Origin of the sequence: Aurantiacibacter hainanensis, from assembly GCF_036321025.1 — a bacterium.
Lineage (GTDB): Bacteria > Pseudomonadota > Alphaproteobacteria > Sphingomonadales > Sphingomonadaceae > Alteraurantiacibacter > Alteraurantiacibacter hainanensis.
Genome location: NZ_JAZAPB010000002.1, coordinates 284,345 through 309,904, shown reverse-complemented (window position 1 = coordinate 309,904; position 25,560 = coordinate 284,345). Strand labels below are relative to the sequence as shown.

Annotated in this window: 30 protein-coding genes and 1 tRNA gene; 12 read left to right on the top strand and 19 right to left on the bottom strand. The window is 64.9% G+C overall.

Annotated elements, in window-relative coordinates; translation table 11 throughout:
- Positions 1 to 4: 4 nt before the first annotated feature.
- Complete coding sequence (locus AAA989_RS09030) at positions 5 to 754, bottom strand: SDR family NAD(P)-dependent oxidoreductase (RefSeq protein WP_338242796.1); 750 nt, start codon at positions 752 to 754, stop codon at positions 5 to 7.
- 2 nt (positions 755 to 756) lie between these two features.
- Complete coding sequence (locus AAA989_RS09025; protein WP_338242794.1) at positions 757 to 1,146, bottom strand: nuclear transport factor 2 family protein; 390 nt, start codon at positions 1,144 to 1,146, stop codon at positions 757 to 759.
- 139 nt (positions 1,147 to 1,285) lie between these two features.
- Between AAA989_RS09025 and AAA989_RS09020 the strand changes: the two genes are divergently transcribed.
- Both AAA989_RS09020 and AAA989_RS09015 read left to right on the top strand, forming a co-directional pair.
- Positions 1,286 to 2,413 (top strand): cobalamin-independent methionine synthase II family protein, encoded by a 1,128-nt coding sequence (locus tag AAA989_RS09020; protein ID WP_338242792.1) that lies wholly within the window; start codon positions 1,286 to 1,288, stop codon positions 2,411 to 2,413.
- Positions 2,414 to 2,467: 54 nt separating this feature from the next.
- The gene (locus AAA989_RS09015; RefSeq protein WP_338242790.1) at positions 2,468 to 3,259 is read left to right on the top strand and encodes an IclR family transcriptional regulator; all 792 of its coding nucleotides are present in this window, start codon (positions 2,468 to 2,470) and stop codon (positions 3,257 to 3,259) included.
- On the opposite strand, the gene AAA989_RS09010 is transcribed toward AAA989_RS09015, so the two are convergent.
- The 3 genes from AAA989_RS09010 to AAA989_RS09000 all read right to left on the bottom strand — a co-directional run bounded on the left by AAA989_RS09010 (position 3,256) and on the right by AAA989_RS09000 (position 6,114).
- Positions 3,256 to 3,873 (bottom strand): hypothetical protein, encoded by a 618-nt coding sequence (locus AAA989_RS09010; RefSeq protein WP_338242788.1) that lies wholly within the window; start codon positions 3,871 to 3,873, stop codon positions 3,256 to 3,258. The genes AAA989_RS09015 and AAA989_RS09010 overlap by 4 nt on opposite strands.
- A gap of 62 nt (positions 3,874 to 3,935) precedes the next feature.
- Positions 3,936 to 5,363 carry a syringate O-demethylase gene (desA, locus tag AAA989_RS09005; RefSeq protein WP_338242785.1) on the bottom strand — a complete coding sequence of 476 codons (1,428 nt, stop codon included), beginning with the start codon at positions 5,361 to 5,363 and terminating at the stop codon, positions 3,936 to 3,938.
- Between the two features lie 49 nt (positions 5,364 to 5,412).
- Positions 5,413 to 6,114, bottom strand: coding sequence for an alpha/beta fold hydrolase (locus tag AAA989_RS09000; protein ID WP_338242783.1), 702 nt, complete (start codon positions 6,112 to 6,114; stop codon positions 5,413 to 5,415).
- A 150-nt stretch (positions 6,115 to 6,264) separates the two neighbouring features.
- Here AAA989_RS09000 and AAA989_RS08995 point away from each other — a divergent pair, with 150 nt between their 5' ends.
- From AAA989_RS08995 to AAA989_RS08975, 5 genes are read left to right on the top strand one after another with little or no spacing between them, the layout of a single operon-like run.
- Positions 6,265 to 7,134 carry a methylenetetrahydrofolate reductase gene (locus AAA989_RS08995; protein WP_338242781.1) on the top strand — a complete coding sequence of 290 codons (870 nt, stop codon included), beginning with the start codon at positions 6,265 to 6,267 and terminating at the stop codon, positions 7,132 to 7,134.
- Between the two features lie 13 nt (positions 7,135 to 7,147).
- Positions 7,148 to 7,996: a formyltetrahydrofolate deformylase gene (purU, locus tag AAA989_RS08990; protein ID WP_338242778.1), complete on the top strand. Its 849-nt coding sequence runs from the start codon at positions 7,148 to 7,150 to the stop codon at positions 7,994 to 7,996.
- A 22-nt stretch (positions 7,997 to 8,018) separates the two neighbouring features.
- Positions 8,019 to 8,957, top strand: a complete 939-nt coding sequence (folD, locus tag AAA989_RS08985) for a bifunctional methylenetetrahydrofolate dehydrogenase/methenyltetrahydrofolate cyclohydrolase FolD (RefSeq protein WP_338242775.1) — start codon at positions 8,019 to 8,021, stop codon at positions 8,955 to 8,957.
- 12 nt (positions 8,958 to 8,969) lie between these two features.
- Positions 8,970 to 10,481, top strand: coding sequence for a flavin-containing monooxygenase (locus tag AAA989_RS08980; RefSeq protein ID WP_338242773.1), 1,512 nt, complete (start codon positions 8,970 to 8,972; stop codon positions 10,479 to 10,481).
- The gene (locus AAA989_RS08975) at positions 10,478 to 11,245 is read left to right on the top strand and encodes a competence/damage-inducible protein A (RefSeq protein WP_338242771.1); all 768 of its coding nucleotides are present in this window, start codon (positions 10,478 to 10,480) and stop codon (positions 11,243 to 11,245) included. The genes AAA989_RS08980 and AAA989_RS08975 overlap by 4 nt, the downstream gene beginning before the upstream one ends.
- Positions 11,246 to 11,259: 14 nt before the next feature.
- On the opposite strand, the gene AAA989_RS08970 is transcribed toward AAA989_RS08975, so the two are convergent.
- From AAA989_RS08970 to rplK, 3 genes are all read right to left on the bottom strand, one after another.
- Positions 11,260 to 11,496 carry a hypothetical protein gene (locus AAA989_RS08970; RefSeq protein WP_338242769.1) on the bottom strand — a complete coding sequence of 79 codons (237 nt, stop codon included), beginning with the start codon at positions 11,494 to 11,496 and terminating at the stop codon, positions 11,260 to 11,262.
- Between the two features lie 172 nt (positions 11,497 to 11,668).
- On the bottom strand, positions 11,669 to 12,361 hold the full coding sequence (gene rplA / locus AAA989_RS08965; RefSeq protein WP_338242767.1) for a 50S ribosomal protein L1: 693 nt from the start codon (positions 12,359 to 12,361) through the stop codon (positions 11,669 to 11,671).
- 4 nt (positions 12,362 to 12,365) lie between these two features.
- Positions 12,366 to 12,797 carry a 50S ribosomal protein L11 gene (rplK, locus tag AAA989_RS08960; RefSeq protein WP_338242765.1) on the bottom strand — a complete coding sequence of 144 codons (432 nt, stop codon included), beginning with the start codon at positions 12,795 to 12,797 and terminating at the stop codon, positions 12,366 to 12,368.
- Between the two features lie 465 nt (positions 12,798 to 13,262).
- Between rplK and AAA989_RS08955 the strand changes: the two genes are divergently transcribed.
- Complete coding sequence (locus tag AAA989_RS08955; RefSeq protein WP_338242762.1) at positions 13,263 to 14,081, top strand: CPBP family intramembrane glutamic endopeptidase; 819 nt, start codon at positions 13,263 to 13,265, stop codon at positions 14,079 to 14,081.
- Between the two features lie 8 nt (positions 14,082 to 14,089).
- On the opposite strand, the gene AAA989_RS08950 is transcribed toward AAA989_RS08955, so the two are convergent.
- The 3 genes from AAA989_RS08950 to secE form a co-directional block, all read right to left on the bottom strand.
- Positions 14,090 to 14,437 (bottom strand): hypothetical protein, encoded by a 348-nt coding sequence (locus tag AAA989_RS08950; RefSeq protein ID WP_338242760.1) that lies wholly within the window; start codon positions 14,435 to 14,437, stop codon positions 14,090 to 14,092.
- A 115-nt stretch (positions 14,438 to 14,552) separates the two neighbouring features.
- Positions 14,553 to 15,092 (bottom strand): transcription termination/antitermination protein NusG, encoded by a 540-nt coding sequence (gene nusG / locus AAA989_RS08945; RefSeq protein WP_338242757.1) that lies wholly within the window; start codon positions 15,090 to 15,092, stop codon positions 14,553 to 14,555.
- Between the two features lie 43 nt (positions 15,093 to 15,135).
- Positions 15,136 to 15,378: a preprotein translocase subunit SecE gene (gene secE / locus AAA989_RS08940; protein ID WP_338242755.1), complete on the bottom strand. Its 243-nt coding sequence runs from the start codon at positions 15,376 to 15,378 to the stop codon at positions 15,136 to 15,138.
- 274 nt (positions 15,379 to 15,652) lie between these two features.
- On the opposite strand from secE, the gene AAA989_RS08935 reads away from it, so the two are divergent.
- A complete protein-coding gene (locus AAA989_RS08935) occupies positions 15,653 to 17,176 on the top strand; it encodes an alanine/glycine:cation symporter family protein (protein ID WP_338242752.1) in 1,524 nt (507 codons plus the stop codon).
- Between the two features lie 74 nt (positions 17,177 to 17,250).
- Here the strand turns inward: AAA989_RS08935 and AAA989_RS08930 are convergent, their stop codons facing one another.
- Both AAA989_RS08930 and AAA989_RS08925 read right to left on the bottom strand, forming a co-directional pair.
- Entirely contained in the window at positions 17,251 to 17,397 is a 147-nt protein-coding gene (locus tag AAA989_RS08930) for a hypothetical protein (protein WP_338242751.1), read from the bottom strand.
- A gap of 401 nt (positions 17,398 to 17,798) precedes the next feature.
- Positions 17,799 to 17,874 (bottom strand) — tRNA-Trp (locus tag AAA989_RS08925).
- Between the two features lie 69 nt (positions 17,875 to 17,943).
- On the opposite strand from AAA989_RS08925, the gene aat reads away from it, so the two are divergent.
- On the top strand, positions 17,944 to 18,672 hold the full coding sequence (gene aat, locus AAA989_RS08920; RefSeq protein ID WP_338242748.1) for a leucyl/phenylalanyl-tRNA--protein transferase: 729 nt from the start codon (positions 17,944 to 17,946) through the stop codon (positions 18,670 to 18,672).
- On the opposite strand, the gene AAA989_RS08915 is transcribed toward aat, so the two are convergent.
- From AAA989_RS08915 to AAA989_RS08900, 4 genes are all read right to left on the bottom strand, one after another.
- The gene (locus tag AAA989_RS08915) at positions 18,606 to 19,109 is read right to left on the bottom strand and encodes a DUF2155 domain-containing protein (protein ID WP_338242746.1); all 504 of its coding nucleotides are present in this window, start codon (positions 19,107 to 19,109) and stop codon (positions 18,606 to 18,608) included. The genes aat and AAA989_RS08915 overlap by 67 nt on opposite strands.
- Positions 19,106 to 19,504 carry an NADH:ubiquinone oxidoreductase subunit NDUFA12 gene (locus AAA989_RS08910; RefSeq protein ID WP_338242744.1) on the bottom strand — a complete coding sequence of 133 codons (399 nt, stop codon included), beginning with the start codon at positions 19,502 to 19,504 and terminating at the stop codon, positions 19,106 to 19,108. The genes AAA989_RS08915 and AAA989_RS08910 overlap by 4 nt, the downstream gene beginning before the upstream one ends.
- Before the next feature lie 64 nt (positions 19,505 to 19,568).
- Positions 19,569 to 20,066: a DUF192 domain-containing protein gene (locus AAA989_RS08905; protein WP_338242741.1), complete on the bottom strand. Its 498-nt coding sequence runs from the start codon at positions 20,064 to 20,066 to the stop codon at positions 19,569 to 19,571.
- Entirely contained in the window at positions 20,063 to 20,644 is a 582-nt protein-coding gene (locus AAA989_RS08900) for a regulatory protein RecX (RefSeq protein WP_338242738.1), read from the bottom strand. The genes AAA989_RS08905 and AAA989_RS08900 overlap by 4 nt, the downstream gene beginning before the upstream one ends.
- 129 nt (positions 20,645 to 20,773) lie before the next feature.
- On the opposite strand from AAA989_RS08900, the gene AAA989_RS08895 reads away from it, so the two are divergent.
- Both AAA989_RS08895 and AAA989_RS08890 read left to right on the top strand, forming a co-directional pair.
- Complete coding sequence (locus AAA989_RS08895; protein ID WP_338242735.1) at positions 20,774 to 22,519, top strand: fatty acyl-AMP ligase; 1,746 nt, start codon at positions 20,774 to 20,776, stop codon at positions 22,517 to 22,519.
- 25 nt (positions 22,520 to 22,544) lie between these two features.
- Positions 22,545 to 23,516, top strand: a complete 972-nt coding sequence (locus tag AAA989_RS08890) for a DUF2268 domain-containing putative Zn-dependent protease (RefSeq protein ID WP_338242732.1) — start codon at positions 22,545 to 22,547, stop codon at positions 23,514 to 23,516.
- On the opposite strand, the gene AAA989_RS08885 is transcribed toward AAA989_RS08890, so the two are convergent.
- Positions 23,513 to 23,911, bottom strand: coding sequence for an MAPEG family protein (locus AAA989_RS08885; RefSeq protein ID WP_434781442.1), 399 nt, complete (start codon positions 23,909 to 23,911; stop codon positions 23,513 to 23,515). The two genes, AAA989_RS08890 and AAA989_RS08885, sit on opposite strands and share 4 nt — an antisense overlap.
- Positions 23,908 to 25,497 (bottom strand): TIGR00341 family protein, encoded by a 1,590-nt coding sequence (locus AAA989_RS08880; RefSeq protein WP_338242729.1) that lies wholly within the window; start codon positions 25,495 to 25,497, stop codon positions 23,908 to 23,910. The genes AAA989_RS08885 and AAA989_RS08880 overlap by 4 nt, the downstream gene beginning before the upstream one ends.
- Positions 25,498 to 25,560: the final 63 nt, after the last annotated feature.

Genomic DNA, 25,560 nt, shown 5'->3' with positions numbered 1-25,560 from the left:
TCCGTTATCCCAGTTCGATCAGTCCGCCATCGACGAACAGGTTGGCGCCGGTGATGAAGCTTGCATCGTCGCTGGCCAGGAACAGCACTGCCTTCGCCACGTCCTCGCTCTCGCCCATGCGCTTCATGGGGATGTTCGCGATCATCATTTCCTTCAGGCCTTCCACCTGTTCGTCGGTCATGCCGGGGTTGCGATGGAGCAGCGGGGTGTCGATCGGTCCGGGGCTGACGACGTTGACGCGGATGCCCTCGGCGACCAGTTCCTTGGCAAACACCTTCATCGCCATGAACAGACCGGCCTTGGCGGCGGCATAGGTGCCGTTGCCTTCCAGCGCGCCGTGCGCGCCGATGCTGCCGGTCACCACCACGCTGCCGCCCTTACCCATGATGCGGATCGCCTTCTGCAAGGCAAAGACACAGCCGCGCAGGTTGATCGAGTGGGTGTGGTCCCACGCTTCCTCGGTAATGTCGCGAAGTGGCGCGAAGCCGCCGACGCCCGCGTTGATGTAGAGCACGTCGATCCGGCCGTCCGCCTCTTCGATGGATGCGACGACGCGCTGCGTCGCTGCGGGATCGGCAATGTCCGACTGGTAGCCGGTGGCGCCCGGGATACTTTCGACGGCTGCATCGATGGTCTTCCGGTCTCGGCCTGTGAGGTGGACCTTGCCCCCTTCCGCCGCGAACATCCGCGCCGCTTCCAGCCCCATGCCCGAGTTCCCGCCCAGGACCAGGACGATCTTGTCCCTGAACCGCATGGTCAGAACACCGACAGCGGATTCAGCCGCTCGGGATCGATATCCTGCATCACGTCCCAGTGCTCGGCGATCTTGCCGTTCTCCACGCGGAAGATGTCCATCACGGCAAAGCCCGGATCGCCCTCGTGGCGGATAACGTGGTAGTGCAGCATCACGTGATCGCCGTCGACGAAGGACCGGTGGAGAACCTGCTCCGCCTCGCCCGGCTGGCTTCGCGCCCAGTCCAGGAAGCCTTTCAGCGCTTCCCGCCCCGGCTCCACGTGCTGGTGATGCTGAACGTAATTCTCGGCGATGTACTCGTCCACGCGCGCACTATCGAGCGGCACGAGCACGTTCTCGAACATCTCCGTCACGAGGCGCAGATTGGCCTCTTCCTCCGCTGTGCGGCTCATTGTCCTCTCCCCGGTATTTCGTGCCGTGTTGCCGCGATGCTAACGCGCGTTACGATGGTCGGCAACTGAAAGGGCAGGAGCCGAACCGCGATGCACCTTCACCCTTGCGAAAAGTTCGGGTGCATGAAATGACGCGGGAATGATCAAGACCAGCCATGTCGGTAGCCTTCCCCGCGGGGAACAGCTCGTTCCCCTCCTACTCGCGCGCGACAAGGGCGAGGACTACGACGAGGCCGAGTTCGACCGCGTGGTGCAGGCAGCCGTGACCGAGGCGGTGCGCCAGCAGGTGGCGGCGGGCGTCTCGGTCGTCAGCGACGGCGAACTGGGGAAGGTCGGCTATTCCACCTACATCATCGAGCGGCTTTCCGGTTTCGGCGGACACACTCCGCGCAAACCCGCAAAGGACCTGGCCGAAGTTCCGGAGCTGGCGAAGAAGCTCTCGCACATCATGGGCAAGCAGGAATTCACTCGCGCCAGCGCCATCGACAAGGTCGAACTGGTCAACCTGCAGCCGCTGCACGACGATATCAGGCGGTTCAAGACCGCTCTGGACGAGGCAGGACAAGGTGCGGAGGCGTTCCTCAATTCCGCCTCCCCCGGCCTGATCACGGCGTTCCAGCCCAACCAGTACTATCCCAGCCACGAGGCTTACCTGGCCGACCTGGCGGCGGCCATGCGACCCGAATACGAGGCGATCGTGGAGGCCGGTCTGCAGGTGCAACTCGACTGTCCCGACCTGGCGATGAGCCGGCACACGGGCTATCAGGACATGAGCGAGAGCGAATTCCTCGCCGCGATCCGCGCCAACGTGGATGCCCTCAACGAAGCCACGCAGAACATCGCGCCCGACAGGATGCGCATGCACGTGTGCTGGGGCAATTACGAAGGTCCGCACACGCACGACATCCCGCTCGAGGCGATCCTCGATGTCGTGCTCTCGGCGCGTCCCGCAACGATCCTCTTCGAGGCGGCCAATCCGCGCCACGAGCACGAGTGGGCCGTGTGGGCCAAGGCTGACCTGCCGTCCGAGAAGGTGCTGGCCCCCGGCCTGGTGGATACATGCTCCAACTATGTCGAGACCGCGGAACTGGTGGCGCAGCGGATCGAGCGCTTTGCCGGGATCGTGGGCAAGGACCGCGTGATTGCCAGCACGGATTGCGGCTTCGGCACCTTCGCGGGCTATGGAAAGATCGATCCGAAAGTGGCCTGGGCCAAACTGCGCACCTTGCGCGAGGGAGCCGATCTGGCGGATTCTCGACTTGACTGATTCCGGCGCATTTTCACTCTTGCGTAATTTTCGTATATATGAAATAGCTTCGGCATGGCGGAAGCTTCACCCAAGACCCCTGCGGCCAAGGCGCCTGCCAGCGCAGCGGCACCCAACAGCCAGGTAAAATCGGCCACGCGCACCCTCGATATCATCGAGTATGTGGTGGCCTACGATCGGCCGCTGGTCGCGCAGGAAATCGCTACCGCCCTCGCCATCCCGGTGTCGAGCCTGTCCTACCTGCTTTCCACCCTGGTGGAGCGGCAGTACCTGGAGCGGCAGGGCCGCCGCTATTCGGCCGGACCGGGCCTGGCGCGCCTGCAGGCCACCAGCGGAAACTACACCCTGCGCGACAGGGCGGCGCCACTGGTGCGCACGCTGCGCATGCAGCTGGACGAGACGACCAGCTTCTTCATCCGCGAGGGGTGGGAGATCGAGGCGATCGTGACCGAGAGCAGCGAACAGGCGCTGCGCTATTCGGTGCCCACGGGCCAGCGCCTGCCGATGCATGCGCTGGCTGCGGGCAAGGTCCTGCTGGCGGCACTCTCGGACGAGGATCTGGACCGCTACTTCGCCGAGACGGAGCGGCAGAGCTTCACGCCCTCGACCGTCACCGGAGAAGCGGAACTGCGCGCGCAGATCGAGCAATCGCGCGAGAGCGGCTTTGCCAGGACCGACGAGGAATTCTCACGCGGGATCGAAGGGATCGCGCGGGTGGTGCGGATCGACGGCAACCCGGTCGGGTCCATTTCCGTAGCCATGCCGAAAGTGCGGGTGGACGAGGCCACCGAACAGCGCGTGCGCGACTTGCTGAGCAAGAGCGCAGCCCTGCTTGAAGGCGCCTAGAGCCCGTCGAGGAAATCCGCATCGATGCGAGGCAGTTCTTCGTCCTCGTCTTCGTCACCTTCCACAGCCTGCTCCGCCAGTTCCGCCTCCAGGGCGATCGCGGCCAGTTCTTCCAGGTCGGCTTCGGTCACCGCATTGTCGCGATCATAGATCTGCGTCTCCTCGAACGGGCCGATCGGCGTATCGGGCCCCACGCGGATCAGCGGATAGGGAGGCCCCGCGATTCCGACATATTCCAGCTCCGCCCGGTTTTCGGAAAGCAGGGCAAAGCGCAGCACGTCGTTGCGTCCGCTGCCTTCAGGCCCGGCGAAGGTAAGCTGCACTCTTTCGCCGCGCTGACGCGCCTGGGTGGGCGTGACGACCTCGCTTCCGCGCATGTCGCGAAACACCATGCCATTGCTTTCGATCGACGCGGGACGGGTCCAGGTGCCCTGCCATTCGTCATCCTCCGCCTGCTCGAGCGAGAAGACGAAGATCGTCGCGTCCCCGATGCGAAAGGCCCAATGCCCGTTCAAATCCTGGGCGAACGCCTGACCGGGCAGGAGAAGCAGTACGAGAGCAAGGAGAATGCGCGACACCATGCCGGTCACCATGGCGCAGCAGCAGTCCCTCATGCAAGAAAAAGGGCGACCCGCTTGCGCAGGCCGCCCCTCTTGCATCGCTTGAATCACGAACGTCAGGCGTTGGCGCCAACGCCCTTCGCGCGCCAGCTGTCGGCATAGCCGGTGCGGGCGACGTTGGAGTAGGGAACCGGCGAGATGACCGCCTTGATCTCGGTCTGCTCGTGAGGTTCGACGGTCGGCTTGGAGGTGCCGCCGTTGGGCTCGCCCCACACCAGCGTCACTTCCTTGCCCATTTCGACCTCGTCGGGATCGATCATCGCAAGCGAGAGCATCTTGCCCTCGTTCGAGGAGTAGCCGATCCAGGTCGACACGCCGATTTCCTTGCCGTCGGCGTTCTTGACCGTGTCGAAGGGGTGCATTGCGTAGACGGCGCTGGGGAATTCGAACCACTTCGCGCGGCCGCCTTCGGCGAACATCGAGGACATGGTGCGGGTGACTTCCTCGTCGTCCAGCGCCAGCGTGACCTTCTGCTTGTGCTTCTGGTCCTTCATCTTCTCCAGCGCCTCGCGACCGACGAAGTCGTGGTCGAACTTGACGATGTGGCCATAGCCGATGTCCCACGGCGTGAGGTAATAGCCCTCGACGCTGTCGGGAACGTAGCTGCCGCCGATCGAGCACATGCCGGCATAGCTCTTGCCCGATGACCAGGCGCGGAAGTCCTTCATCATCTGGCTGTCGCCGGTGTAGAACGCGGGCAGCGGCGAAGGCAGCCAGCCGGATTCCAGCGTGTTCGACGAATAGGCGCGGCCGCCGACCAGTTCGAGGCCGAAGTCCTTGCCGGCCTCGACGAGGGCGGAGTGGACGGCGTCGTAGTCTTCCCACGGTCCGAACAGTTCGTAGCCCGGCTGGCCGGCCATGCCGTGGCGCAGCGCGATGACGTCCTTACCGTTGATGTCGATATGCGCCATGTTGAAGAACTTCAGGTCCGGCGGAGTCTGACCCATGGCCTTTTCCAGCGTCTTCATGGCGTTGGGGCCCTGCAACTGGAAGCGGTAGTTCTTGCGCTTGCCGTCCGAACGCATGGCGGTGCGCTCGTCGCGCTCCACCGTCACGTCCCACTTGCCGCCGTCCGGCTTGGGATACTGGGCGTGGAACTCGACCCACTCGATGGCCGGGGCACGGCCCACCAGGCTGAATTCGTTCTCGTCCAGGTAGAACAGAATCACGTCGCCGATGACGTAGCCGTCCGGGGTGACCGGCACGTACTGCTTGGCCTTGTTGACGGCGAAGTTCTTGAAGGAGTTGATGGCGGTGTATTCCAGCAGCGCCATGGCATCGGGGCCGCGCACGTAGAGTTCCACCATGTGGTAGCTCTGGTTGAAGAGCACGCAGGTGTCGGCCCATCCCTTCTGTTCCTTGCGCCAGTTCGAATACTCGGCGGGCACGCCGGGATAGACGTTGGGGCCGACCTGCTGATTGCGCAGGAAATCGACGACGTCGGCTTGCGCATCCAGCTTCTGTTGCAGGTTTTGGTCACTCATTTTCAGGTCCTCTCCTTCGGGAAGGTTGCTCTCGTACAGGGGTCTTGGATCAGTCTTGGGCGGGCATGGCCAGCCAGTCGGCGATGGCCGCGTTCACGGCATCGGGCGCTTCGAGCTGGATCATGTGGCCTGCACCCGGCACGATCACCAGCTTCGCATTGGCGACCTTGGAAGCGATCGCCTCGTGCTGCGAAGGGGGTGCCCAGGCGTCATGCTCGCCGGTCATCACCAGGGTCGGGCAACGCAGGCCGGCCAGCAGGTCGTCGAACGGCGCGCGGCCGAGCAGCGCCTTGATCTGGGCATCGAACACGGCCTGTCCCTTGGAGAGGCACATTTCGCGCATGGCTGCATATTCGGGAGTGTCGCGGTTGTGGTCGGCCACCATCGGCGGCAGCCAGGTATCAACCAGCGCCTCGAAACCGTTGTCGTAGCCGACCTTCTGCAATTCGGCGCGCTTGGCCGGCTCGTTCTCGCCTACCGGGTGGATGCCCGTTGAAACCAGTGCCAGCCGCCGCACGCGATGGGGCGCAAGGCGCACCACTTCCATGGCCACGCGTCCGCCCATCGAATGGCCGAACACGTCGAGCTTTTCCGCGCCATGCTCATCCGCTTTCGCGAGAGCGAGTCGCGCCATTTCCGCCAGCGAATCCGCCATGCCGTAGCCATCGACGACCAAGCCTTCGGGAAAGGCGGCCTGCTGGGGGGCATAGATACGCGAATCGCAGATCAGTCCTGGCAAAAACAACAGCATTGGGGCGGGTTTCTCTCGCTTTCTTCGCGCTCTTGAAAATTTCATCTATACGAATTTCCATCCATGCGCTAGGGGGTTTGTGAAACAACATGCACAGCCTAAACCGGCTCAAGCGCGAAGCGTGCCGGTGGCGAGAGAGGAGAGCAGTTCATGTCCTACGCAGCGATTCATCCCAACTGGGAAAAGCCGATGGACAACATGGTCGACGGCTATTCGCTGGAAATGACCGCCAAGGAAATCGACGGCCTGAAGGAAGCCGCCCCGCTGATCCGCAAGGATACGCAGGTGGCCGTGACCTTCCTGCCCGGCGAGGAACTGGAACAGCGCGTGGAAGCCGCCGTGCTGGTGCGCGAACTGGGTTTCGAGCCGATCGTCCACCTGTCAGCCCGCCGCATCGAATCCGAGGAACAGCTCGACTGGTACCTGGGCGAGATCACCAAGAAGGCCGGCGTGAAGCGCGTCTTCATCATCGCCGGCGACCCGCCCGAGCCCGAAGGCCCGTTCGAGGACAGCCTGCAGATCATCGAGACCGGCCTGCTGGAAAAGCACGGGATCGAGATCGTCGGCATCGGCGGCCATCCCGAAGGCCACCCCAACGTCTCTCGCGATGACCTGTGGGTGTGGATGCAGAAGAAGATCGACGCCGTGCGCGCCCACGGCATGACGCCGCTGGTGGTGACGCAGTTCGCCTTCGACGACGATGCCATCGTGCAGTGGCTTGCCGACATGCGCGAGCGCGGCATCGACGTTCCGGTGCGCCTCGGCGTGCCCGGCCCCGCCGGTATCAAGCGTCTGCTGGGGTTTGCCAAGCGCTGCGGCGTGGGCGCATCTGCGTCCGTGATGAAGAAGTACGGCGTCTCGCTCACCAATCTCGTCGGCAAGGCCGGCCCTGACAAGCTGGTCGGCAACCTCGAACAGAAGCTGACCGAGCGCCATGGCCGCGTGCGGCTGCACTTCTACCCCTTCGGCGCGCTGACCGCGTCCGCCGAATGGATCAACGACTACGACGCCCGCCACTGATCCGGAGATTCCCATGAGTACCGCGACACTGCGCCTGTCCTGCCCGATCCGCACCGGAATCTCCGCGCGCGTGACGGGCTTCACCGCGGATCGCGACTGCATCATCGAGGAGGCGCAGCAATTCTCGGACCGGCGCACCGGCCGTTTCTTCATGCGGCTGGTTTTCGATCCGCAGGACAACGACATCGCGTCGGTGCGCGAGTCCTTTTCCTCCATCGCCGAGAATTTCGAGATGGAGTGGGACCTGCGCGAGCCGGGCTGGGTGCCCAAGGTGGTGCTGATGGTGAGCGCCTTCGATCACTGCCTGGGCGACCTGCTCTACCGCATGCGGATCGGCGAGATCGAAATGGACGTTCCCGCCATCATCTCCAACCACCCGCGCGAGAAGCTGACCACCTCGCTGATCGGCGACATTCCCTATCACCACCTGCCGATCACCAAGGACACCAAGCCCCAGCAGGAGGCCGAGGTTCGCCGCATCGTGAAGGAGACCGGCGCGGACCTGGTCGTGCTGGCGCGCTACATGCAGATCTTCTCGGACGAGATGGCGAAGCACCTTTCGGGTCGCTGCATCAACATCCACCACTCCTTCCTGCCCGGCTTCAAGGGCGCGAAGCCCTATCACCAGGCCTACAAGCGCGGCGTGAAGATGATCGGGGCGACCAGCCACTACGTCACCGACGACCTCGACGAGGGGCCGATCATCGCGCAGGACGTGGAGAATATCGGCCACGCCGAAAGCCCGGACGACCTGGTGGCCAAGGGCCGCGACGTGGAACGGCGCGTACTGGCCAAGGCCGTGCGCGCGCATCTGGAAGACAGGGTTTTCCTCAACGGCGACCGTACGGTCGTATTCGAATAAAGACACGACGGGAGTTCGCCGAATGGCAGACATTATCGATGGCCGCGCACTCGCGCGCCAGCTGGACGCAAAAACCAAGGCAGAGGTCGATGCGCTGGTCACGGCCGGCCACCCTGCCCCCGGCCTGACCGTTATCCTCGTCGGAGAAGACCCCGCGAGCGAGGTCTATGTCCGGCGCAAGATCAAGGCCTGCGAGAAGGTGGGGATCAGGTCGAGCGAGCATCGCCTGCCCGCCGATACCTCGCAGGACGACCTGCTGGCTCTGATCGAGAAGCTCAACAAGGACTCCGAGGTGCACGGTATCCTGTGCCAGGTTCCGCTGCCCGACCACATCGACACGCGGCTGGTGCTGCGCTCGATCGCGCCCGAGAAGGACGTGGACGGCTTCCACCCCGTGAACGTGGGCCGGCTTTCCACCGGCACCGGCGGCATCGTGCCCTGCACACCGCTTGGCGTGATGATGCTGCTGCACTCGGTCATCCCCGACCTGACGGGCAAGGACGTGGTGGTGATCGGCAAGTCCAACATCGTCGGCAAGCCGGTGGCCAACCTGCTGCTGGATGCCGAGGCCACCGTCACCGTCACTCATATCTACACGCATGGCCTGCCCGAAATCTGCCGCAAGGCCGATGTCATCGTGGCCGCCGCCGGTGCGCCCGAACTTGTGAAGGGTCACTGGGTGAAGGACGGGGCCGTGCTGATCGACGTCGGCATCACCCGGATCGAGGGAGAGGACGGCAAGACGAAGCTCGTCGGCGACATCGCTTTCGACGAAGTGCAGCATGCCCGCGCCGTGACCCCGGTGCCGGGCGGCGTCGGCCCGATGACCATCGCCTGCCTGCTTGCCAACACCGTGCAGGCGGCGCGCGCCCTGATGGTGGGAAACGGCAGCGGCGACAGTGACTATGCCGATGTGCCTTCACGCTCTATGTTCACCGGTTCAGGATCGAATACGAACTAGAGAGTGAGCCCCATGACCCGACCCGATACCGACGTCCTCATCATAGGCGCAGGCATTTCGGGCATCTCGATGGCTGCGCACATGGGCATGATCTGCCCCGATCGCAGCTACACCATCCTCGAGAGGCGTGAGCAGATCGGCGGCACGTGGGACCTGTTCCGCTATCCCGGCGTGCGCTCCGATTCCGACATGCACACGCTGGGCTTCGCGTTCGAGCCTTGGAGGCACGAGGACGCGATCGCCGACGGGCCAAACATCCTCGACTACCTCAATCGCATCGCCGACGAACGCGGCATTCGCGAGAACATCCGCTTCGGCCACGAAGTCCTGAGCGCCGACTGGGATTCGATGACCGCGCAGTGGACCGTCACCTCGCGGCTGGCGGACGGCAGCCAGTCGATGACGACGGCCCGCTGGCTCTATTTCGCCAGCGGCTACTACGATTACGACAACCCGCACGATGCGCAGATTCCGGGCATCGACCAATTCGGCGGAGAGGTGATTCACCCGCAGTTCTGGCCGCAGGATTTCGTCTATGCCGGCAAGAACGTCGTCGTGATCGGCTCGGGCGCGACGGCCGTCACGCTGGTTCCCGCGATGACCGACAAGGCCGAGAGCGTCACCATGCTCCAGCGCACGCCCACCTGGATGGGCGCGGGTCCGCGGCAGGACAAGTGGAACAGGCGTTTCCTGCGCTGGTTTCCGGAAAAGTTCGCCTATCGGCTCACGCGGTGGAAGAACATCGCCCTGCGCAGCTACTTCTTCAATCTCTCGCGCCGCAAGCCGCAGAAGCTGGCCGACATGCTGCGCGGTATGCTGAAGGACCAGTTGGGCGAGAACTACGATCCGAAGCATTTCGAGCCGCCCTACAATCCCTGGCAGCAGCGCCTCTGCCTGGTGCCCGACGGCGACCTGTTCAACGCGATCAACGCGGGGAAGGCCAAGGTCGCGACCGATCACATCGCGGGTTTCGACGAGGGCGGCATCAAGCTGCAATCGGGCGACTACCTGCCCGCCGACGTGGTGGTGACGGCCACCGGCCTTCGCCTGGTGCTGGCGGGCAAGGTGCAGGTGTCGAAGGACGGCGCGCCCGTCGACTGGACCGATCACTATTTCTATCGTGGAACGATGTTCTCCAACCTGCCCAACCTGTCCTTCGTGTTCGGCTACCTCAACGCCAGCTGGACGCTGCGCGCCGACTGCAACGCCCGCTACGCGTGCGAGGTGCTGAAGGAAATGGGCGAGCGCGGCGTGGAGGTCGCCGTTCCCGAACTCGCGCCGGAGAACGAGCCTGAAGCGGTGGATCCCTGGGACTACACCTCGGGCTACCTCAACCGCGCAAAGGGGCTGATGCCCAAGGTCGGGCCGGAGAGGCCGTGGACGCTGGCACACAACTACCTCGAGGATCGCCGCGATTTCCGCCAGCGCCCCGTCGCCGACGGCGTGCTGCGCTTTCACCATGTGCCTGACGCTTCGCAGGAGCAGGACGAGTTCGCCGAGCCGGAGGCTATCGCCGCGGAATGAGCGACCCTGCCGCGAAAGTCTGGACCGCCGGGATGGTGGTGATCGGCGACGAGATCCTCTCGGGTCGCACCGCCGACAAGAACATCGCGCAGGTGGCCTCCTGGCTGCAGGTGCAAGGCATCAGGCTGACCGAGGTGCGCGTCGTGGCCGATGACATGGGGGCCATCGCCGAGGCGGTGAACGCGCTTCGCGGGGCCTACGACTATGTCTTTACCACGGGCGGCATCGGGCCGACCCATGACGACATCACCGTGGATGCCGTCGCCGCCGCACTAGGCCTGCCGGTGGTCGTCCACCCCGAGGCGAAGGCCATCCTGCAGGACTATTACAAGGACAAGGCCGGCGGCCTGACGGAGGCCCGGCTGCGGATGGCGCGGGTGCCCGAAGGGGCAGACCTCATTCCCAACCGCATGTCCGGCGCACCGGGGATCCGGCACGGCAATGTCTTCCTGATGGCGGGCGTTCCCACGATAACCGCGCAGATGCTGGACGGGCTGACCGGCCAGCTAGAGGGCGGCGCGCCGCTGATCACCGAGACCGTCGGCTGCTGGACCGCTGAAAGCGAAGTGGCGGACATCCTGCGCGAGGTCGAGAAGGCCCACGCCGACTGCCAGATCGGCAGCTATCCGTTCTTCCGCGAAGGGCGCAACGGCGCCAACTTCGTCGTCCGCTCGACGAGCAGGGACAGCCTCGCCAGTGCGGTGGATACGCTGTGCGAGGCACTGGCGGAGGCGGGGTACGATTTCACGCCCGGCGGTATCTAGTCGCGGTTAGCGGATCAGCGCGTACCGCGCTGTTCCTCGTCCCGCACGATTTCCTCGTGCAGTTCGCGCGCACCGCGTTCCGACCGGGCTTCCTGCGCCGGCGTCGTCCGCTTGGCGCGGAACGTGTTGAAGATGATTCCGCCGATCAGCAGCAGTGCACCTGCGCCGGCGGCAATTCGATTGTCGACGAACACCGCCAGGGCGAAGACCACTGCGACGGCGATCAGGATGGCTATTAGGCTTCCACGCATGGGTTGTTCCTTTCATCGGACCAACGAGACACGCCGCGCATGTTTCCGAATTCCTCGAGGCACTTGCCGGCCTTGGACGGCAAAAGGGCCGGAGGATTGCTCCCCCGGCCCCTTGCGTTTCGTGATCGCGCAGGAAAGCGGCCTGGGCCGCAGCGCCGACCGCGACTATGGATCAGGCGCCCTCGACCTCCGAGAGGTCGATCTTGAGGCCCGGGCCCATGGTGCTGGTGACGGACACCTTGCGCACGTACTTGCCCTTCGCGCCCGACGGCTTCGCCTTCACGATAGCCTGGGTCAGCGCCTCGAAGTTGGCCTTCAGGTCCTCGTCCTTGAACGACAGCTTGCCGATCCCGGAGTGGATGATGCCCATCTTCTCGACGCGGAATTCGACCTGGCCGCCCTTGGCGTCTTTCACGGCCTGTTCCACGTTGGGGGTGACGGTGCCCAGCTTGGGGTTCGGCATCAGGCCCTTGGGGCCCAGCACCTTGCCCAGGCGACCGACGACGCCCATCATGTCCGGCGTGGCGATCACGCGGTCATAGTCGAGGTTGCCGTTCTGCATGTCTTCCATCAGGTCCTCGGCACCCACCTTGTCGGCACCGGCGGCCTGCGCCTTCTCGGCATTCTCGCCGCGTGCGAACACGGCGACCTTCACGTCCTTGCCCGTGCCGCCCGGCAGCGACACCATGCCGCGCACCATCTGGTCGGCGTGACGCGGGTCGACGCCAAGGTTCATGGCGACTTCCACGGTCTCGTCGAAATTCGCCTTGTGCTCGCGCAGCGTGGCGATGGCTTCGTCGACGGTGTAGAGCTTCTCGTTGTCGAGCTCGGCCACCTTCTTCTGCTTCTTGGTCAGCGTTGCCATGGTCTTAGCCCTCCACCACTTCGATGCCCATCGAACGGGCGGAACCGGCGATGATCTTCACTGCCTGATCGACGTCGTTGGCGTTCAGGTCGGCCATCTTTTGCTCGGCGATCTCGGCCAGCTGGCTCTTCTTGATCGAGCCGATGATGTCCTTGCCCGGCTCCTTCGAACCCGACTTGATCTTCATGGCCTTCTTGATGAGGAAGCTGGCGGGCGGGCTCTTGGTGACGAAGGTGAACGAACGGTCGGCATAGACCGTGATCTTCGTCGGGATCGGAGCGCCCTTTTCCAGGTCCTGCGTGGCCGCGTTGAAGGCCTTGCAGAATTCCATGATGTTCACGCCGCGCTGGCCCAGCGCGGGGCCGATCGGGGGGGACGGGTTGGCGGTGCCGGCGGGCACCTGAAGGTTGATGTAACCTTCGATCTTCTTGGCCATGATGGCCTCCTTTTCTCACTGTTGCCGCCGACGACTTGCCCGAGCATGTCGAAGGTGGCTCATGTTAAGCGGTCCAGCGCCGATCCGAGGACCGGCTCCCGCACGGATTTCCAGGCTGTAAGCTGGAAGGCGCGCTCATAACGGTTTGCGCCGTAAATGCAAGGTTCTTCGCGCCATGCCCAGGGCGCAACGTGGAACGCGTACCGCACCGTTTCCGAAATATCTCCCTCCCCGAAAAACGTCGTCATTTCGGGCGTTTGCCCGACGGATCGTGGCCTGCCGGTGTAACCTTCCGTAAACCGGGAGGGTGCAAGGGTCAAAATGGCGCGGAAGACCGGAGTTCGGCATGACCGCCCGATGCGGTTTCGTCGTTGATGTAGGAAAGTCGCCGGCCGGGCTTGCGCGGAACCGCGCGCCGCCTCACAAATCGCGGCACAACGTGGGGGCCACCAGAAAGGGATCGCCTTGGATAATCCGGCACCAGTCTTCGCCGACGAACCTGCTGCGCCCCGCACGGCGCCCAAGCAGCCCATCGGCTGGCCGATCTTCCTGGTGCAGTTCGTCACGGTGGTCACGGCCTACCTGGTGGCGAGCATACTTCCCGCCCTGCCCGCGCTGATCGATGCCGTGATGACTGCGGTGGAGGACCCTGCAAGCGCGGGTGCCGAAACGCAGCTGGGATCGGCGCTGGTCGCCTCCACCGTGGTGTGCAGCGCGCTTGCGGCCATGTTCATCGCGTGGCTGTGGCTGCGGCGGGAGGGGCGCGTGTGGGACGCCATCCGCCTGCAGGCTCCCGCAAATTGGCGCTCCACCCTCGGCTGGGCGGCAGTGGGCACGGGCGGGACCATCGTGATCTTTGCCGTCGGTGCACAGCTGACAGAGGCGCTGGGCCTGGGAACGCCGGACCCGTCCTTCGTGCTGGCGCTCGTCACCGAAAGCCCGGCCATGTTCGCACTGTGGATCGTGGCCGTCGCCTGGTTCGCCGCCGGTTTCGGCGAGGAAGTGCTCTATCGCGGTTTCCTGATGGACCGGCTGGAACGGCTGGCGGGCCTGCGCGGTCGGCCCTGGGCGGTGCTGGTGATCCAGGCGCTGCTGTTCGGCCTGCCGCACGCCTACCAGGGCATGGGCGGCATGGTGGTAACGGCCATGGTCGGCCTGCTGCTGGGCTGGATCCGCAATCGCTGCGGCGGCAACCTGTGGGCCGTGATCCTGGCCCACGCCGCGGTCGACACGATCATGATGAGCCTGGCCTTCGCCGACAGCCTGGGCTGGTACGGTTCCTGACGGATGGCTCAGCCGGGCTGGCTGGTTAGGGACATTGCGGCGGGTTGCATCATGCGGCGCGCCGCCGGATTCGGAAGCCGGGTTTCCAGCCACTCCGAAGTCAGTTCTGCCAGTTGTGCGCGGAAGGCTTCCTCGCCGTGGCTCGCATCCCTGCGGCGCGAGCGTTCCCAGCGCAGCATGGCGACCGAGATCCTTCCGGCGATGGAGACATCCTGCGAAGGCGCGGACGCGGCTCTCAGCGCATCGACAGCTGCGAACATCCGGCCCAGCGAACCGACCGGCAGGCAGTCGGCAAAGCGCAGCTCGTCCAGCAACTGGTAGATCTCGCCATAAGCTTTCTCGGCATCCAGCGCCATGATCCGTCCTCAGCTATGAAGGCATTCGTTGCGCCTTCGAGCGAGGATTGATAAACGAGATTGGTTAACGGAATCCCACCGGGCCCGCAGTCTCGGATGCCGCGTGGTTCGCGGTCTACTTGACCAGTTCGACCTGCTCGAAGTCCAGTTCCACCGGGGTCGCACGGCCGAAGATCGACACGCTGACCTTGACCTTGGCCTTGTCGAAATCGAGCTCTTCCACCACGCCGTTGAAGCTGGCGAAGGGGCCTTCCAGCACCTTCACCTGGTCGCCGATCTCGTAATCGACGCTGATGTCCTTCTTGGGCGCGGCCTTGGCTTCTTCCACGCCGCCGAAGTAGCGCGCGGCTTCCTTTTCGGAAATCGCCTGCGGCTTGTTGTTGGTGCCGAGGAAGCCCGTCACCTTCGGGGTGTTCTTGACGAGGTGATAGACATCGTCGGTCATGTTCAGCTTGGCCAGCACGTAGCCGGGCATGAACTTGCGCTCCACCTGCACCTTCTTGCCGCGCTTGATCTCGGTGACGGTCTCGGTGGGCACTTCCACCTCTTCCACGCCTTCGGACAGACCGAGACGTTCCGCCTCCGACAGGATGGAGTCGCGCACCTTGTTCTCGAAACCGGAATAGGCGTGAATGATGTACCAGCGGGCAGCCATTGATCTCTCTTCTTGTCCTGAACCTTAAAGCAAGCGGCGCGCGTCAGAGCAGCGCCAGCAACCAGCGCACCACGGCGCCGAACAGCGAATCGACGCCGAGGAAGAACAGCGACAGGATCACCACCAGGATGAACACGAAGATCGCAGTGCGCACCGTCTCCTCGCGGGTGGGCCATACCACCTTCGAGGTTTCCGAGCGCACCTGGCGGATGAATTCGCCGGGCGTCGTCTTCGTCTTCGGCGTTGCGGCCTTCTGGGGAACGTCCTTGGGATTGTTGTCGGCCATGGGGTCCGTCGCTAGATTACTGGGTCTTGTCGTCTCGTCTCTTCCGGGTAGGGCTCCTCGCCGCCCCGGCCTGTATGTCCGGGAGGGGCTGCGAAGTTTCCATGTGTCGGAAGACGGCAGGCTATTTAGGCCCGGTGCCAGCGCTTGGCAAGGCTTGTGGGGCACGCAGGCCTTCCAATCGGTTACAAATGCAACGTGGGGGCTAGGCAGCGAGCCATGCCGCCGATAGCACTGTGCCCTTCATCACGGGACGCATGAGGGTTTAGGGACATACATGGCAGCTGAAACCGAACTTTCGTTGGGCGATCGACTGGTCGCGCCGGTCACCAACATTTCCGACCTGTTGTGGGGAGGAACCTGGGAAGGCGCGGAGATCATACCCTTCCCGCCGCTGGCGCTGTTCCTGCTGGGCGCGGGCGTCTGGTTCATGATCGGGCTGCGGTTCTATCCCATCGTCAAGCTGGGCAGCGCCATGAAAGGCCTGTTCGCCGGGCGCAAGGGCGAGGGAAGCGGCGAGATTTCGCCGTTCGCCGCGCTTTCCACCGCGCTTTCGGGCCAGGTCGGCACCGGTAACCTGGCAGGTGTGGCCACGGCCATCGCGCTGGGCGGACCGGGCGCGATCTTCTGGATGTGGATCACCGCGCTGTTCGGCATGGCGCTGGCCTTCGCCGAAGGTTCGCTGGCCATCCGCTACCGCGAGAAGACCAGCGACGGCGTCTACCGCGGCGGCCCGATGAGCTACATCATGATGGGCCTCGGCCCGAAATTCACCTGGCTGGCGGTGATCTTCTGCCTCGGCACGCTGTTCTCGGCCCTGGTGACGGGCAACTCGATCCAGGCCAACGCCGTGGCCGACGGCCTGCAGGAACTGTTCGGGCTGGAGGAATGGCTGGGCGGCCTGATCGTCGCCATCCTGGTGTTCATCGTCATCATCGGCGGCATCAAGTCGATCGGCCGCGTGGCCGAGAGCGTGGTGCCGTTCATGGCGCTTGCCTACATCATCATGGCGGTGATCGCCCTCATCCTCAATTTCGAGGACCTGGGCGAGACATTCGCGCTGATCTTCAACGGCGCGTTCAACCCGCAGAGCGCCGTGGGCGGCTTCACCGGCGCGGCCATCATCATGGCGATCCGCGCGGGCGTGGCACGCGGCCTGTTCTCGAACGAGGCGGGCCAGGGTTCCACCCCCATCGCCCACGCCGTGGCGCAGACCAACGATCCCGAGCAGCAGGGTCGCATGGCCATGCTCGGCACCTTCATCGATACCATCGTCATCTGCACCATGACGGCGCTGGTGATCCTGACCGTGCGGGGCGATTTCACCGCCGGGGGCGAGGCCGTGCTGCACGCCTGGCAGTCCGACCGCGTGGGCTTCGAGATGACCAGCGGCGCCTTTGCCGCGGCCTTCCCGGCGCTGATCGGGTCGGTCCCCATCGGCACGCTGGTGGCATCGGTGGTGCTGATCCTGTTCGTGTTCACCACCCTGCTCACCTGGAGTTACTACGGCGAACGCGCGATCACCTTCCTCTACGACCGGGTGAAGGGCTCCAACCGTGCGGGCGAGAGGAAGCTGCACATGGCCTGGCGCGTGCTGTGGTGCGTGGTGATCTTTATCGGTGCGGCGCAGCCCAGCGAGCTGGTGTGGCGTCTGGGTGACATTTCCAACGCGGCCATGCTGCTGCCCAACATCTTCGCGCTGATCCTGCTCAGCGGCGTGGTCTTCAAGCTGGCCAAGGGCATGAGGGATGCCGGGCCGACGCACACGGCGGAGACGCCGGAAGAACCCGAAGAGTACTGAGAAGTCTCAAGAAAGAAGGGGCCGGGAAGCAGATCGCTTCCCGGCCCCTTTTTCTTGCTGGCTAACCGTTGTTTCTACTGGCGACCGAAAAGGCGCGCGAGAAAACCGGGTTCTTCCATCGGCAGGATCTTGCCATGCGACATCGCGCGAAAGCTTGCATCCGAATGAAATCGCGGATTGCTCCAGCTGTCAGGCCGGCTGCTCCGGAATATTCTGGCCATGTCCGACTCCTTTAAACACTGCATTGGGGGAAGAATTCCCGAACCCTCCCATCGGTTCCCCGCATGCGAGGCACCACTGGGCGGGGAACCATGGCAGGAATGCAACACACGTGCGTGTCGGAATAACACCCCTGTTAGCCCCACGATGCCACCATGAGCAGGTCTCGCGATTCGGACGAAGTTCCGCGCGGCAGGAAACTGTGGATTGGGCCGCAGACCCCGACGTGACGATCGCCTGCCCGCCTCTTGCGAGGATGGCGACAGACCGCGAAATGGACGGAGTTCACTTCGGCACCTGCGAAGCTAGGCCAAGCGCCTTCCTGCTGGATTAATCCGCATAGACACGGGCAGCGGGCCGGGCCGCGATCCGCCCGGGCAACATCGAAATTGCGTATGGGAAATGGCAGGGGTGACAGGATTCGAACCCGTGGCCCTCGGTTTTGGAGACCGATGCTCTACCAGCTGAGCTACACCCCTGCAGATGCGGAAAGCGCCTCTATAGCCAAGCGCAGATGAACGCAAGCGACCTGATGGATTGGCTCTGCTATGGCGAACGCCATGCACGCCCCGTCGCCTCGAATCATCCCGCCCGACGTGCTGCTGCTGGCCTATCGCAGCGGCGTTTTCCCGATGGCCGATTCGCGCGATGACGACGAGGTGTTCTGGGTGGAGCCGCGCCGTCGCGCGATCCTGCCGCTGGACGGGTTTCACTGCTCGCGCTCGCTGGCCAAGGTCATAAGGCAGGATCGTTTCCGCGTGACCGTGGACGCGGATTTCGGCGCGGTGGTGGATGCCTGCGCCCAGCCAAGGCCGGAGCCCGGCGCGGAAAGCGGGCAGAGCGGCACCTGGATCAGCCACACCATCGCCGCCAGCTATCGCAACCTGCATCGCCACGGCCATGCCCATTCGGTGGAATGCTGGCAGGACGACCGGCTGGTGGGCGGGCTTTACGGCGTGGCATTCGAACGGGTATTCTGCGGCGAAAGCATGTTCAGCCGTGCCGACAATGCAAGCAAGGTGGCGCTCGCCTGGCTGGTGGCGCTGATGCGCCGGGCTGGCTTCATGCTGCTGGATTGCCAGTTCATGACCGGGCACCTCGCTTCGCTGGGCGCGACGGAAATCGACCGGGAGCGGTACCTGGAATTGCTGGCGAAGGCCTGCGACCGGCCGCCGCTATGCAGCCTGCCGGAAGCGCGCCGGGCGCTGGATCAGGCCTCGGCCTCTTCCTCTTCTCCAGGGAAGCTCATCGCGCAGTCCTTGACCCAGACGTCGTAGATCGGGTGCTCCACCACGTTCAGGCTGGGCGAGTTCTTGAACAGCCAGCCGGAAAAGATGCGCAGGAAACTCGGGTCGGAATCGGGATCGCGCTCTTCGTTCACGAACACCTGCACGAATGCCCCGGTCTCGGCCGGGCTTTCCCACGGCGCGGTGCGCTCGCAGGCGGACAGGCGCACGACGACATCGTCCACGCGGCGCGATTCGCCCGGCGACATCTCGATATCGCGCGACAGGTTGTTGCGCTTGTTGATGATGCCGATGGTGGCCACGCGCTCTTCCATCGGTGTGCCGATCCCCTCGAAATCACCCAGCTGGGGCATGGGCTCGCTCACCAGCTCCTCGGGGACCTCGGTGTTTTCTTCCTCGACCTCGGGCGCTCCGCTGTCGCAGGCGGCCAGCAGCAGGGCTGCCACGGCGACCCCGGCAAGTCTCACGCGTCCGGAGTCCAGGCTTCGTAGTCGCCGGTGGCGGAGGCGCGCTTGCCGCCCCGCTCCAGCGCGCCGGAGGGCAGGTAGCGCTTATCGCTGCCCGTCGCGTTGGGCGTATAGTCGACTTCCCAGATGCGCGGCGGGGGAAGATGGCTTTCAGGCAGTTCGTCGTAGGAACCGTGCAGCCACCCGTGCCATTCGCTGGGCACCCGGCTGGCGTCGTTGGCGCCCTCGTAGATCACCCAGCGCCGTTCGCGCTGGCCGTTCTTCACGTTCTTCGAGCGGTAGTACTTGTTGCCCTGCCCATCGGTGCCGACATGCTCGCCATTACGCGCGGACCACAGCGAAGTGCCGATCGTGGCCCCGTCCCACCAGGTGAAGATCTTGCCGAGAAAGCTCATGTGCGCGCCATTAGCGGGTCTGGGCTGGAACGCCAATAGGTTTGGGCCGGGAACGCGAGCTGCATCACCACTCCACCAGATCGCCCGGTCCGATGCCCAGTTCGGCTGCCCGGCCGCGGTTCAGCTCCAGCACGGCGACGGCATCGCCCTCCGAATAGACGCTGGTCTCGTTGTAGGGCACGCCGTCGGCCACGTTGAGGATGCGGCGATCGGGCCCGATGAAGATGATATCCAGCGGCAGCACGGTGTTGCGCATCCAGAACCCCAGCACCTGCGGCGTGTCGTAGGGGAAGATCATGCCCTCGTTCGCACCCATCTCGGTCCGGAACATCAGGCCGCGGCGCTGTGCCTCCACCGTGTCCGCCACTTCGGACATGAAGGTGTGCGTGCCCGCGTCGGTGGTGACGGTCACCGGGATGACTTCCAGCCCCGATTCGGGATGGGTGGACGGGGCTGCGCTGGTGGGCTCGGGCACCTGCTCCGCCGCCTGCGGGGAGCATGCGGCCAGCATGCCGGCCATCAGGGTGGAAACGGCCGTAAGCCAGGTGGATTTCGAATTCATGCGTCCCAGTCTCCGCTTTCCTCGCGCGCCTCGTCGACCCACTCCTGCGCGGCATCCTCGTCCGCCGCGTCCAGTATGCCGAGCACGTGGTCGAAGCTGTGGCCTGCCCGCAGCATGGCCGCAATCTGTTTCTCGCGGCGTTCACGGTCGGGAGGGGTAGCGGCGAACGGACCGAACCCCCGCTTGCGCGCCAGGTGGAGCGCGGCGCCGCGCGCGGCGTGATCGTCCGGCGCGACCGCATCGGCCACGCCTTCGCCTATGCCGGCCTGTCCCAGCGCCTGCCTCACCCGCCGCCCGCCGTAGCCGCGCCGCACGAGGTCGTTCGCCCTGGCCCGTGCATAGACCGTGTCGTCGACATACCCGCGCTCGACATAGCGGTTCACCATCGCGGCGATGTCGGGTTCGTCCTCGCCCTCCCAGCCGCGTTCGCGCAATTTCCTGTGCAGATAGCGCTCCAGCTTGGCCGCGCTGGTGGCGAAACGGGCGACATAGGCGAGCGCCATTTCCTCCAGGCTTGCGGGCTCCAGCGGCTTTTTACGCCGTTCGCGACGTTTAGGCTCTTGTAGATTGCGCTCCATTGGCCTTATTCGTGCCACACTTCCTGTCAAATGGGAAAGTTTCACGCGGTGTCGATGGGATTGTCGGCGCCGCGAATGTTATTCGGGAGGCGCAGCAAGCGCGCGCGATAAGGGGAAACCCAAGCACTTATGACCGAACTCTCACCCACGCCCAACGATTGTCCGCTGCCCCGCCGCAGGTCGGATTTCGCCACGTTCAACGAAGCGATCGACTATGCTGCCCGCAGCGAAAAGGGCATGAATTTCCACGACATGCGCGGCACGCTGTCGTGCGCCTACCCCTACGCCAGGATGCGCGAGGATGCGATCGCCGATGCCTACCGGCTGGTGGCGTTGGGCATTGGCAAGAACGACCGCGTGGCGCTGGTGGCGGAAACCGGACCGGAATTCGCATCGCTGTTCTGCGCCTGCGTCTACGCCGGGGCCTGGCCCGTGCCCTTGCCGCTGCCCACCACATTCGGCGGCAAGGAAAGCTATATCGAACAGCTTTCGGTACAGCTGCAAAGCTCCGACCCCAAGATCCTGCTCTACCCGCCCGAGATTTCCGAAATGGCCGCCGCCGCGGCACAGCGACAGGGTTGCGAGGGGATCGACTGGGCAACCTTCAGGCAGCGCGAGGCGCCCCAGGTCGACCTGCCCGAGGCCAAGCCCGAGGACATCTGCTATCTGCAGTATTCCAGCGGCTCCACCCGTTTCCCGACCGGCGTGGCGGTGACGCACGAGGCACTGCTGCACAACCTGTTCGGCCACGCCGATTCCATGAATATCGGCTACAACGACCGGGTGGTCAGCTGGCTGCCGTGGTATCACGACATGGGCCTTGTCGGCTGCTTCCTGTCGCTGATTTCCAACCAGGTGAGCGTCGACTACATCAAGACGGAGCATTTCGCCCGCCGCCCGCTGGCCTGGCTCGACCTGATCAGCCGCAACAAGGGCACGACGCTCAGCTATTCGCCCACCTTCGGCTACGACATCTGCGCCCGCCGCATTTCCAGCCAGAGCAGTGTCGGCGACCGGTTCGACCTGTCGCGCTGGCGCATCGCCGGCAACGGCGCGGACATGATCCGGCCCGACGTGATGCAGAACTTCGTCAATGCCTTTGCCGATGCCGGGTTCAAGGCGAGCGCCTTCACCCCCAGCTACGGCCTTGCCGAAGCGACCCTGGCCGTCACCGTGATGCCGCCGGGCGAAGGCATCCGCGTGGAACTGGTGGAGGAGGAGCGCCTTTCGGGCAGCCGCCGCGACCTCTCGCGCCCCGCCCGCTACCGCGCCATCGTGAACTGCGGCAAGCCGCTGCAGGACATGGAAGTGGAAATCCGCGGCGAGAACGGCGAGGTCAAGGGCGACCACCAGATCGGCAAGGTCTGGTGCCGCGGACCCAGCGTGATGCATTCCTATTTCCGCAACCAGGAAGCGACCGAGGAATGCCTCGTCCCCGCCGACGACGGCAAGGGCTCGTGGCTGGACACCGGCGACATGGGTTACATGGGCAACGGCTACCTGTTCATCGTCGGCCGGGCGAAGGACATGATCATCATCAACGGCAAGAACCACTGGCCGCAGGATATCGAATGGGCGGTGGAGCAGCTGCCCGGCTTCAACCACGGCGACATCGCCGCCTTCGCGGTGGAGACCGAGAACGGCGAGGAAGCGCCCGCCGTGCTGGTGCATTGCCGCGTGTCCGACCCGGAAGAGCGGGTAAAGCTGCGCGACCAGATCGCCGACAAGGTGCGGTCGGTCACCGGGATGAACTGCGTGGTGGAACTGGTTCCCCCGCGCACCCTGCCGCGCACGTCTTCGGGCAAGCTCAGCCGCGCGAAGGCGAAGAAGCTGTACCTGTCGGGCGAGATCGAACCGTTCCGGCTGGCGGCCTGATCGTTGCCGGGATAATACGAGCGGCATGAAACCGTTCTTCACGCGCACGCTGTGCTGCGCGCTGGCCCTCGCCGTATCGTGCCCTGCACTTGCGCAGCAAGGCGACGCGCTGACCGCAACCATCGAGACCGACGATGCCGACCGCTTCATCGCCCTGTGGCGGGAAAGCGGCGGCAATCCGACGGCGGAACAGTTGCAGCGGCGCTACGTCGATGCCGGCAGCCGGGCAGTGGAGATCTTCACGCCGGGACGCATCGAGAGCGGTGCGAACCTTGCCGCCACCATCGCTGGCCAGCCGCAACTCTACGCCGATGCGATCGATCGCTGCTATCCGTGGGTGAAAGCAGCGAACGGCGAACTGCGCGCGACCTACCTGGCGCTGTCCGGGCTGCTGCCCGACAAGCCCTTGCCGCGCATCGCCGTGCTGTTCGGGGCGGATAACAGCGGCGGCACCGCGGCCCCAGGGATGCAGGTGCTGGGGCTGGAAGTGCTGTGCCGCCTGGCACCGGACGAGGCTGCCTTCCGGGACCGGCTGCGGTCCTTCTTTGCCCACGAGACCGTGCACACCCTGCAGGACATTCCGGACGAGGCGGGGCAGGACGATCCGCTCCTGGCCTGGGCCCTGGCGGAGGGCGGCGCGGATTACGTCGCCTCGCTGGTGACCGGCCGCACGATCAATCCGGAACGCGACGCCTGGGCGCGAGCCAACGAGGGCATGGTCTGGCGTGAATTTGCGGCGGACCGCGCCATCCTGCGCGATCCCGAGGCGGACGTGGAGGAACGACAGGCTGCCTTCGCCCGCTGGTTCGCCAATGCGGGCAGCCCGCCCGAGGGCTGGCCTTCGGAACTGGGTTACTGGGTCGGCATGCGTATCGCGGAAAGCCACGTCGACCGGGCGCAAGACCGGCGAGCCGCGATCCGTCAGCTGCTGGCCTTTGACGATGCCGGTGCCGTCCTTGCCGCCAGCGACCTCGCCGGGCGACTGGCGGCGAACTAGCCCAGCAGCAGCACGCCCAGCACGTAGAGCAGTGCCAGCAGGCTGAGGGCCCACACATAGGTGCGCACCTTCGGCACGCCCGCCCAGTACAGCGGCAGGTAGACGAGGCGCGCGCCCAGCCAGACCCAGGCGGCGATTGCGGTAAGATCGGTCGCCTTGCCTGCCACCACGACACCGCCCAGCGCGATGATCGCCAGCGGCAGCGTTTCCAGGAAATTGCCGCGCGCCCTGTCCAGCCGGCCGGCGATGTCGTTCAGCGGCTCTGTATCCTCGTCGCGGGCGCCCATGTTCCAGTCGAGGCCGTACTGCTTCGTCTTGTAATGGGTGGCTGAAAATACGTGCACCAGCAGCAGCAGGCCCGCCAGCGCGAGAACGGTGATTTCGCTTGTCATCATTCGCCTTCTCCCGAGGCCCAGGTTACATTGACCGGGCCATAGCCGCTGCCACGTTCCTCCGCCGCGATCGCGAGATTGTAGAAGGTGAAGGCGTTGCGCGCGGCGGCCACGGCGTCGCTTGGACCGCTGATCGTTATGGGTATGCCCACACGGCTCTGCGCCCAGGCGGCCAGTTCCACGGCGTTGCGGCCCTGCGCGCTCAGTTCCCAGGTAGCGGGCGCGTCACCCTCGCCCTCGACCTGCTCGAAGGTGATCGGAGGCAAGGCTCGCAAGGGCGGCGTCAGGCGAATGTCCCATTCGGGCTTGGTGGCGTCGATGCGCCGTTCCAGTTCGGCGTAGGCCGCCATCGTGGCCCCATCCAGCGGCCTTGCCGTGACGAGGGCGCGGCGTCGCTCGCGGTCCACCGTCACCTCTTCTATCGGCACGCCGGCCAGCAGGGAAAGCTCTTCGGCGATGTTCTGCGCCTGCGCGGCGGCCTCGGCTTCCTGCCTGCGCGCCGCGGCCAGTTGTGCCTCCTCCCGCGCCTGCGCGCTGGTGCCGACGCGTAGCTGGGTGATCGATACATCTACAGGGCGGCCCAGTCGGCGCGTCAGCAGGTTGGCGGCACGCGTCTCGGCATCGCCGATGATTTCCGGAGTGAGCACCGTGGCCGCCACCTGCATGGTCTCGGCTTCGAAGCTGGGTTCGAGCTGCGACACCGTCGCGCGCCCGTTGAACACATCTTCTACCACGCTGTTGGCCTGCCGCGTCGCCTGCGATTCCCACACGATCTGGCGCAGCGAGAGGAACAGCGGGATGGCCAGGGCCACGAAGGCGGCGAAAATCAGAATTGCCTGCCACTGCGTCTGCTTTTCGGAAAGGCTGGTGGAGAAGCCGTAGATGCGCGCCATCGCCGTCGCGGTCAGCGCGATGGCGGTAAGGTTGGTGACGAACAGGAACAGCGAACCCCAGAACACCGTGCCGTTCAGCGTGGCGAGGCCGAAGCCCACGACCGCCAGCGGCGGCATCAAGGCGGTGGCGATGGCCACGCCCACGATGGTGCCCTCGCGCCCGCGGATCATCGCGTAGGCGCCCGCGACGGCGGAGAAGAACGCCACGGCAAGGTCGAACAGGTTGGGCCGCGTGCGCGCGGCGATCTCGCTGGTGACGGTCTGCAACGGAGAGAACATCACGATCAGCGCGCAGAAGACGATGGCGAACAGGGTGCCTATGGCCAGCGACTTGGCCGACTGGCGCAGCCACTTGAAATCGCCCGTGGCCAGCGCGAAGCCCACGCCCATGATCGGGTCCATCAGCGGGGAAAGCAGCATGGCGCCGATGACGACGGCCGGAGAGGACAGCAGCAGGCCGAGGATGGCTATGCCCGCCGACATCGAGACCATCAGCAGGTAGCGCGCGGAAAGCTGGCATTCCGAACGCCGCTTCTCGATCACCGCGATCTGGTCCACCGTGCCGGTGACGTCGTGCCCCCACCACTCGCGAAAACTGCGCAGGACACGGCGAAAGCCGGTTTCCGGTTGCGGGGAAGCTATGGCGCCGCCAGCCGCGCTGGCCGGCCTATCGGGCGAAGTGGGTTCCGATTGCATTGCGGTTCAATATCGCGGAAACTCGCAAGGGCAAAACTTGAAACGTGTGTCTTGTATACCTAA

What these genes read in the sequence shown, in the direction of transcription:
- AAA989_RS09030 (WP_338242796.1), bottom strand. Translation starts at nt 754, where the DNA reads ATGCGGTTCAGGGACAAGATCGTCCTGGTCCTGGGCGGGAACTCGGGC.
- AAA989_RS09025 (WP_338242794.1), bottom strand. Translation starts at nt 1,146, where the DNA reads ATGAGCCGCACAGCGGAGGAAGAGGCCAATCTGCGCCTCGTGACGGAG.
- AAA989_RS09020 (WP_338242792.1), top strand. Translation starts at nt 1,286, where the DNA reads ATGATCAAGACCAGCCATGTCGGTAGCCTTCCCCGCGGGGAACAGCTC.
- AAA989_RS09015 (WP_338242790.1), top strand. Translation starts at nt 2,468, where the DNA reads ATGGCGGAAGCTTCACCCAAGACCCCTGCGGCCAAGGCGCCTGCCAGC.
- AAA989_RS09010 (WP_338242788.1), bottom strand. Translation starts at nt 3,873, where the DNA reads ATGAGGGACTGCTGCTGCGCCATGGTGACCGGCATGGTGTCGCGCATT.
- desA (WP_338242785.1), bottom strand. Translation starts at nt 5,363, where the DNA reads ATGAGTGACCAAAACCTGCAACAGAAGCTGGATGCGCAAGCCGACGTC.
- AAA989_RS09000 (WP_338242783.1), bottom strand. Translation starts at nt 6,114, where the DNA reads ATGCTGTTGTTTTTGCCAGGACTGATCTGCGATTCGCGTATCTATGCC.
- AAA989_RS08995 (WP_338242781.1), top strand. Translation starts at nt 6,265, where the DNA reads ATGTCCTACGCAGCGATTCATCCCAACTGGGAAAAGCCGATGGACAAC.
- purU (WP_338242778.1), top strand. Translation starts at nt 7,148, where the DNA reads ATGAGTACCGCGACACTGCGCCTGTCCTGCCCGATCCGCACCGGAATC.
- folD (WP_338242775.1), top strand. Translation starts at nt 8,019, where the DNA reads ATGGCAGACATTATCGATGGCCGCGCACTCGCGCGCCAGCTGGACGCA.
- AAA989_RS08980 (WP_338242773.1), top strand. Translation starts at nt 8,970, where the DNA reads ATGACCCGACCCGATACCGACGTCCTCATCATAGGCGCAGGCATTTCG.
- AAA989_RS08975 (WP_338242771.1), top strand. Translation starts at nt 10,478, where the DNA reads ATGAGCGACCCTGCCGCGAAAGTCTGGACCGCCGGGATGGTGGTGATC.
- AAA989_RS08970 (WP_338242769.1), bottom strand. Translation starts at nt 11,496, where the DNA reads ATGCGTGGAAGCCTAATAGCCATCCTGATCGCCGTCGCAGTGGTCTTC.
- rplA (WP_338242767.1), bottom strand. Translation starts at nt 12,361, where the DNA reads ATGGCAACGCTGACCAAGAAGCAGAAGAAGGTGGCCGAGCTCGACAAC.
- rplK (WP_338242765.1), bottom strand. Translation starts at nt 12,797, where the DNA reads ATGGCCAAGAAGATCGAAGGTTACATCAACCTTCAGGTGCCCGCCGGC.
- AAA989_RS08950 (WP_338242760.1), bottom strand. Translation starts at nt 14,437, where the DNA reads ATGGCGCTGGATGCCGAGAAAGCTTATGGCGAGATCTACCAGTTGCTG.
- nusG (WP_338242757.1), bottom strand. Translation starts at nt 15,092, where the DNA reads ATGGCTGCCCGCTGGTACATCATTCACGCCTATTCCGGTTTCGAGAAC.
- secE (WP_338242755.1), bottom strand. Translation starts at nt 15,378, where the DNA reads ATGGCCGACAACAATCCCAAGGACGTTCCCCAGAAGGCCGCAACGCCG.
- AAA989_RS08935 (WP_338242752.1), top strand. Translation starts at nt 15,653, where the DNA reads ATGGCAGCTGAAACCGAACTTTCGTTGGGCGATCGACTGGTCGCGCCG.
- AAA989_RS08930 (WP_338242751.1), bottom strand. Translation starts at nt 17,397, where the DNA reads ATGGCCAGAATATTCCGGAGCAGCCGGCCTGACAGCTGGAGCAATCCG.
- aat (WP_338242748.1), top strand. Translation starts at nt 17,944, where the DNA reads ATGGCGAACGCCATGCACGCCCCGTCGCCTCGAATCATCCCGCCCGAC.
- AAA989_RS08910 (WP_338242744.1), bottom strand. Translation starts at nt 19,504, where the DNA reads ATGAGCTTTCTCGGCAAGATCTTCACCTGGTGGGACGGGGCCACGATC.
- AAA989_RS08905 (WP_338242741.1), bottom strand. Translation starts at nt 20,066, where the DNA reads ATGAATTCGAAATCCACCTGGCTTACGGCCGTTTCCACCCTGATGGCC.
- AAA989_RS08900 (WP_338242738.1), bottom strand. Translation starts at nt 20,644, where the DNA reads ATGGAGCGCAATCTACAAGAGCCTAAACGTCGCGAACGGCGTAAAAAG.
- AAA989_RS08895 (WP_338242735.1), top strand. Translation starts at nt 20,774, where the DNA reads ATGACCGAACTCTCACCCACGCCCAACGATTGTCCGCTGCCCCGCCGC.
- AAA989_RS08890 (WP_338242732.1), top strand. Translation starts at nt 22,545, where the DNA reads ATGAAACCGTTCTTCACGCGCACGCTGTGCTGCGCGCTGGCCCTCGCC.
- AAA989_RS08885 (WP_434781442.1), bottom strand. Translation starts at nt 23,911, where the DNA reads ATGATGACAAGCGAAATCACCGTTCTCGCGCTGGCGGGCCTGCTGCTG.
- AAA989_RS08880 (WP_338242729.1), bottom strand. Translation starts at nt 25,497, where the DNA reads ATGCAATCGGAACCCACTTCGCCCGATAGGCCGGCCAGCGCGGCTGGC.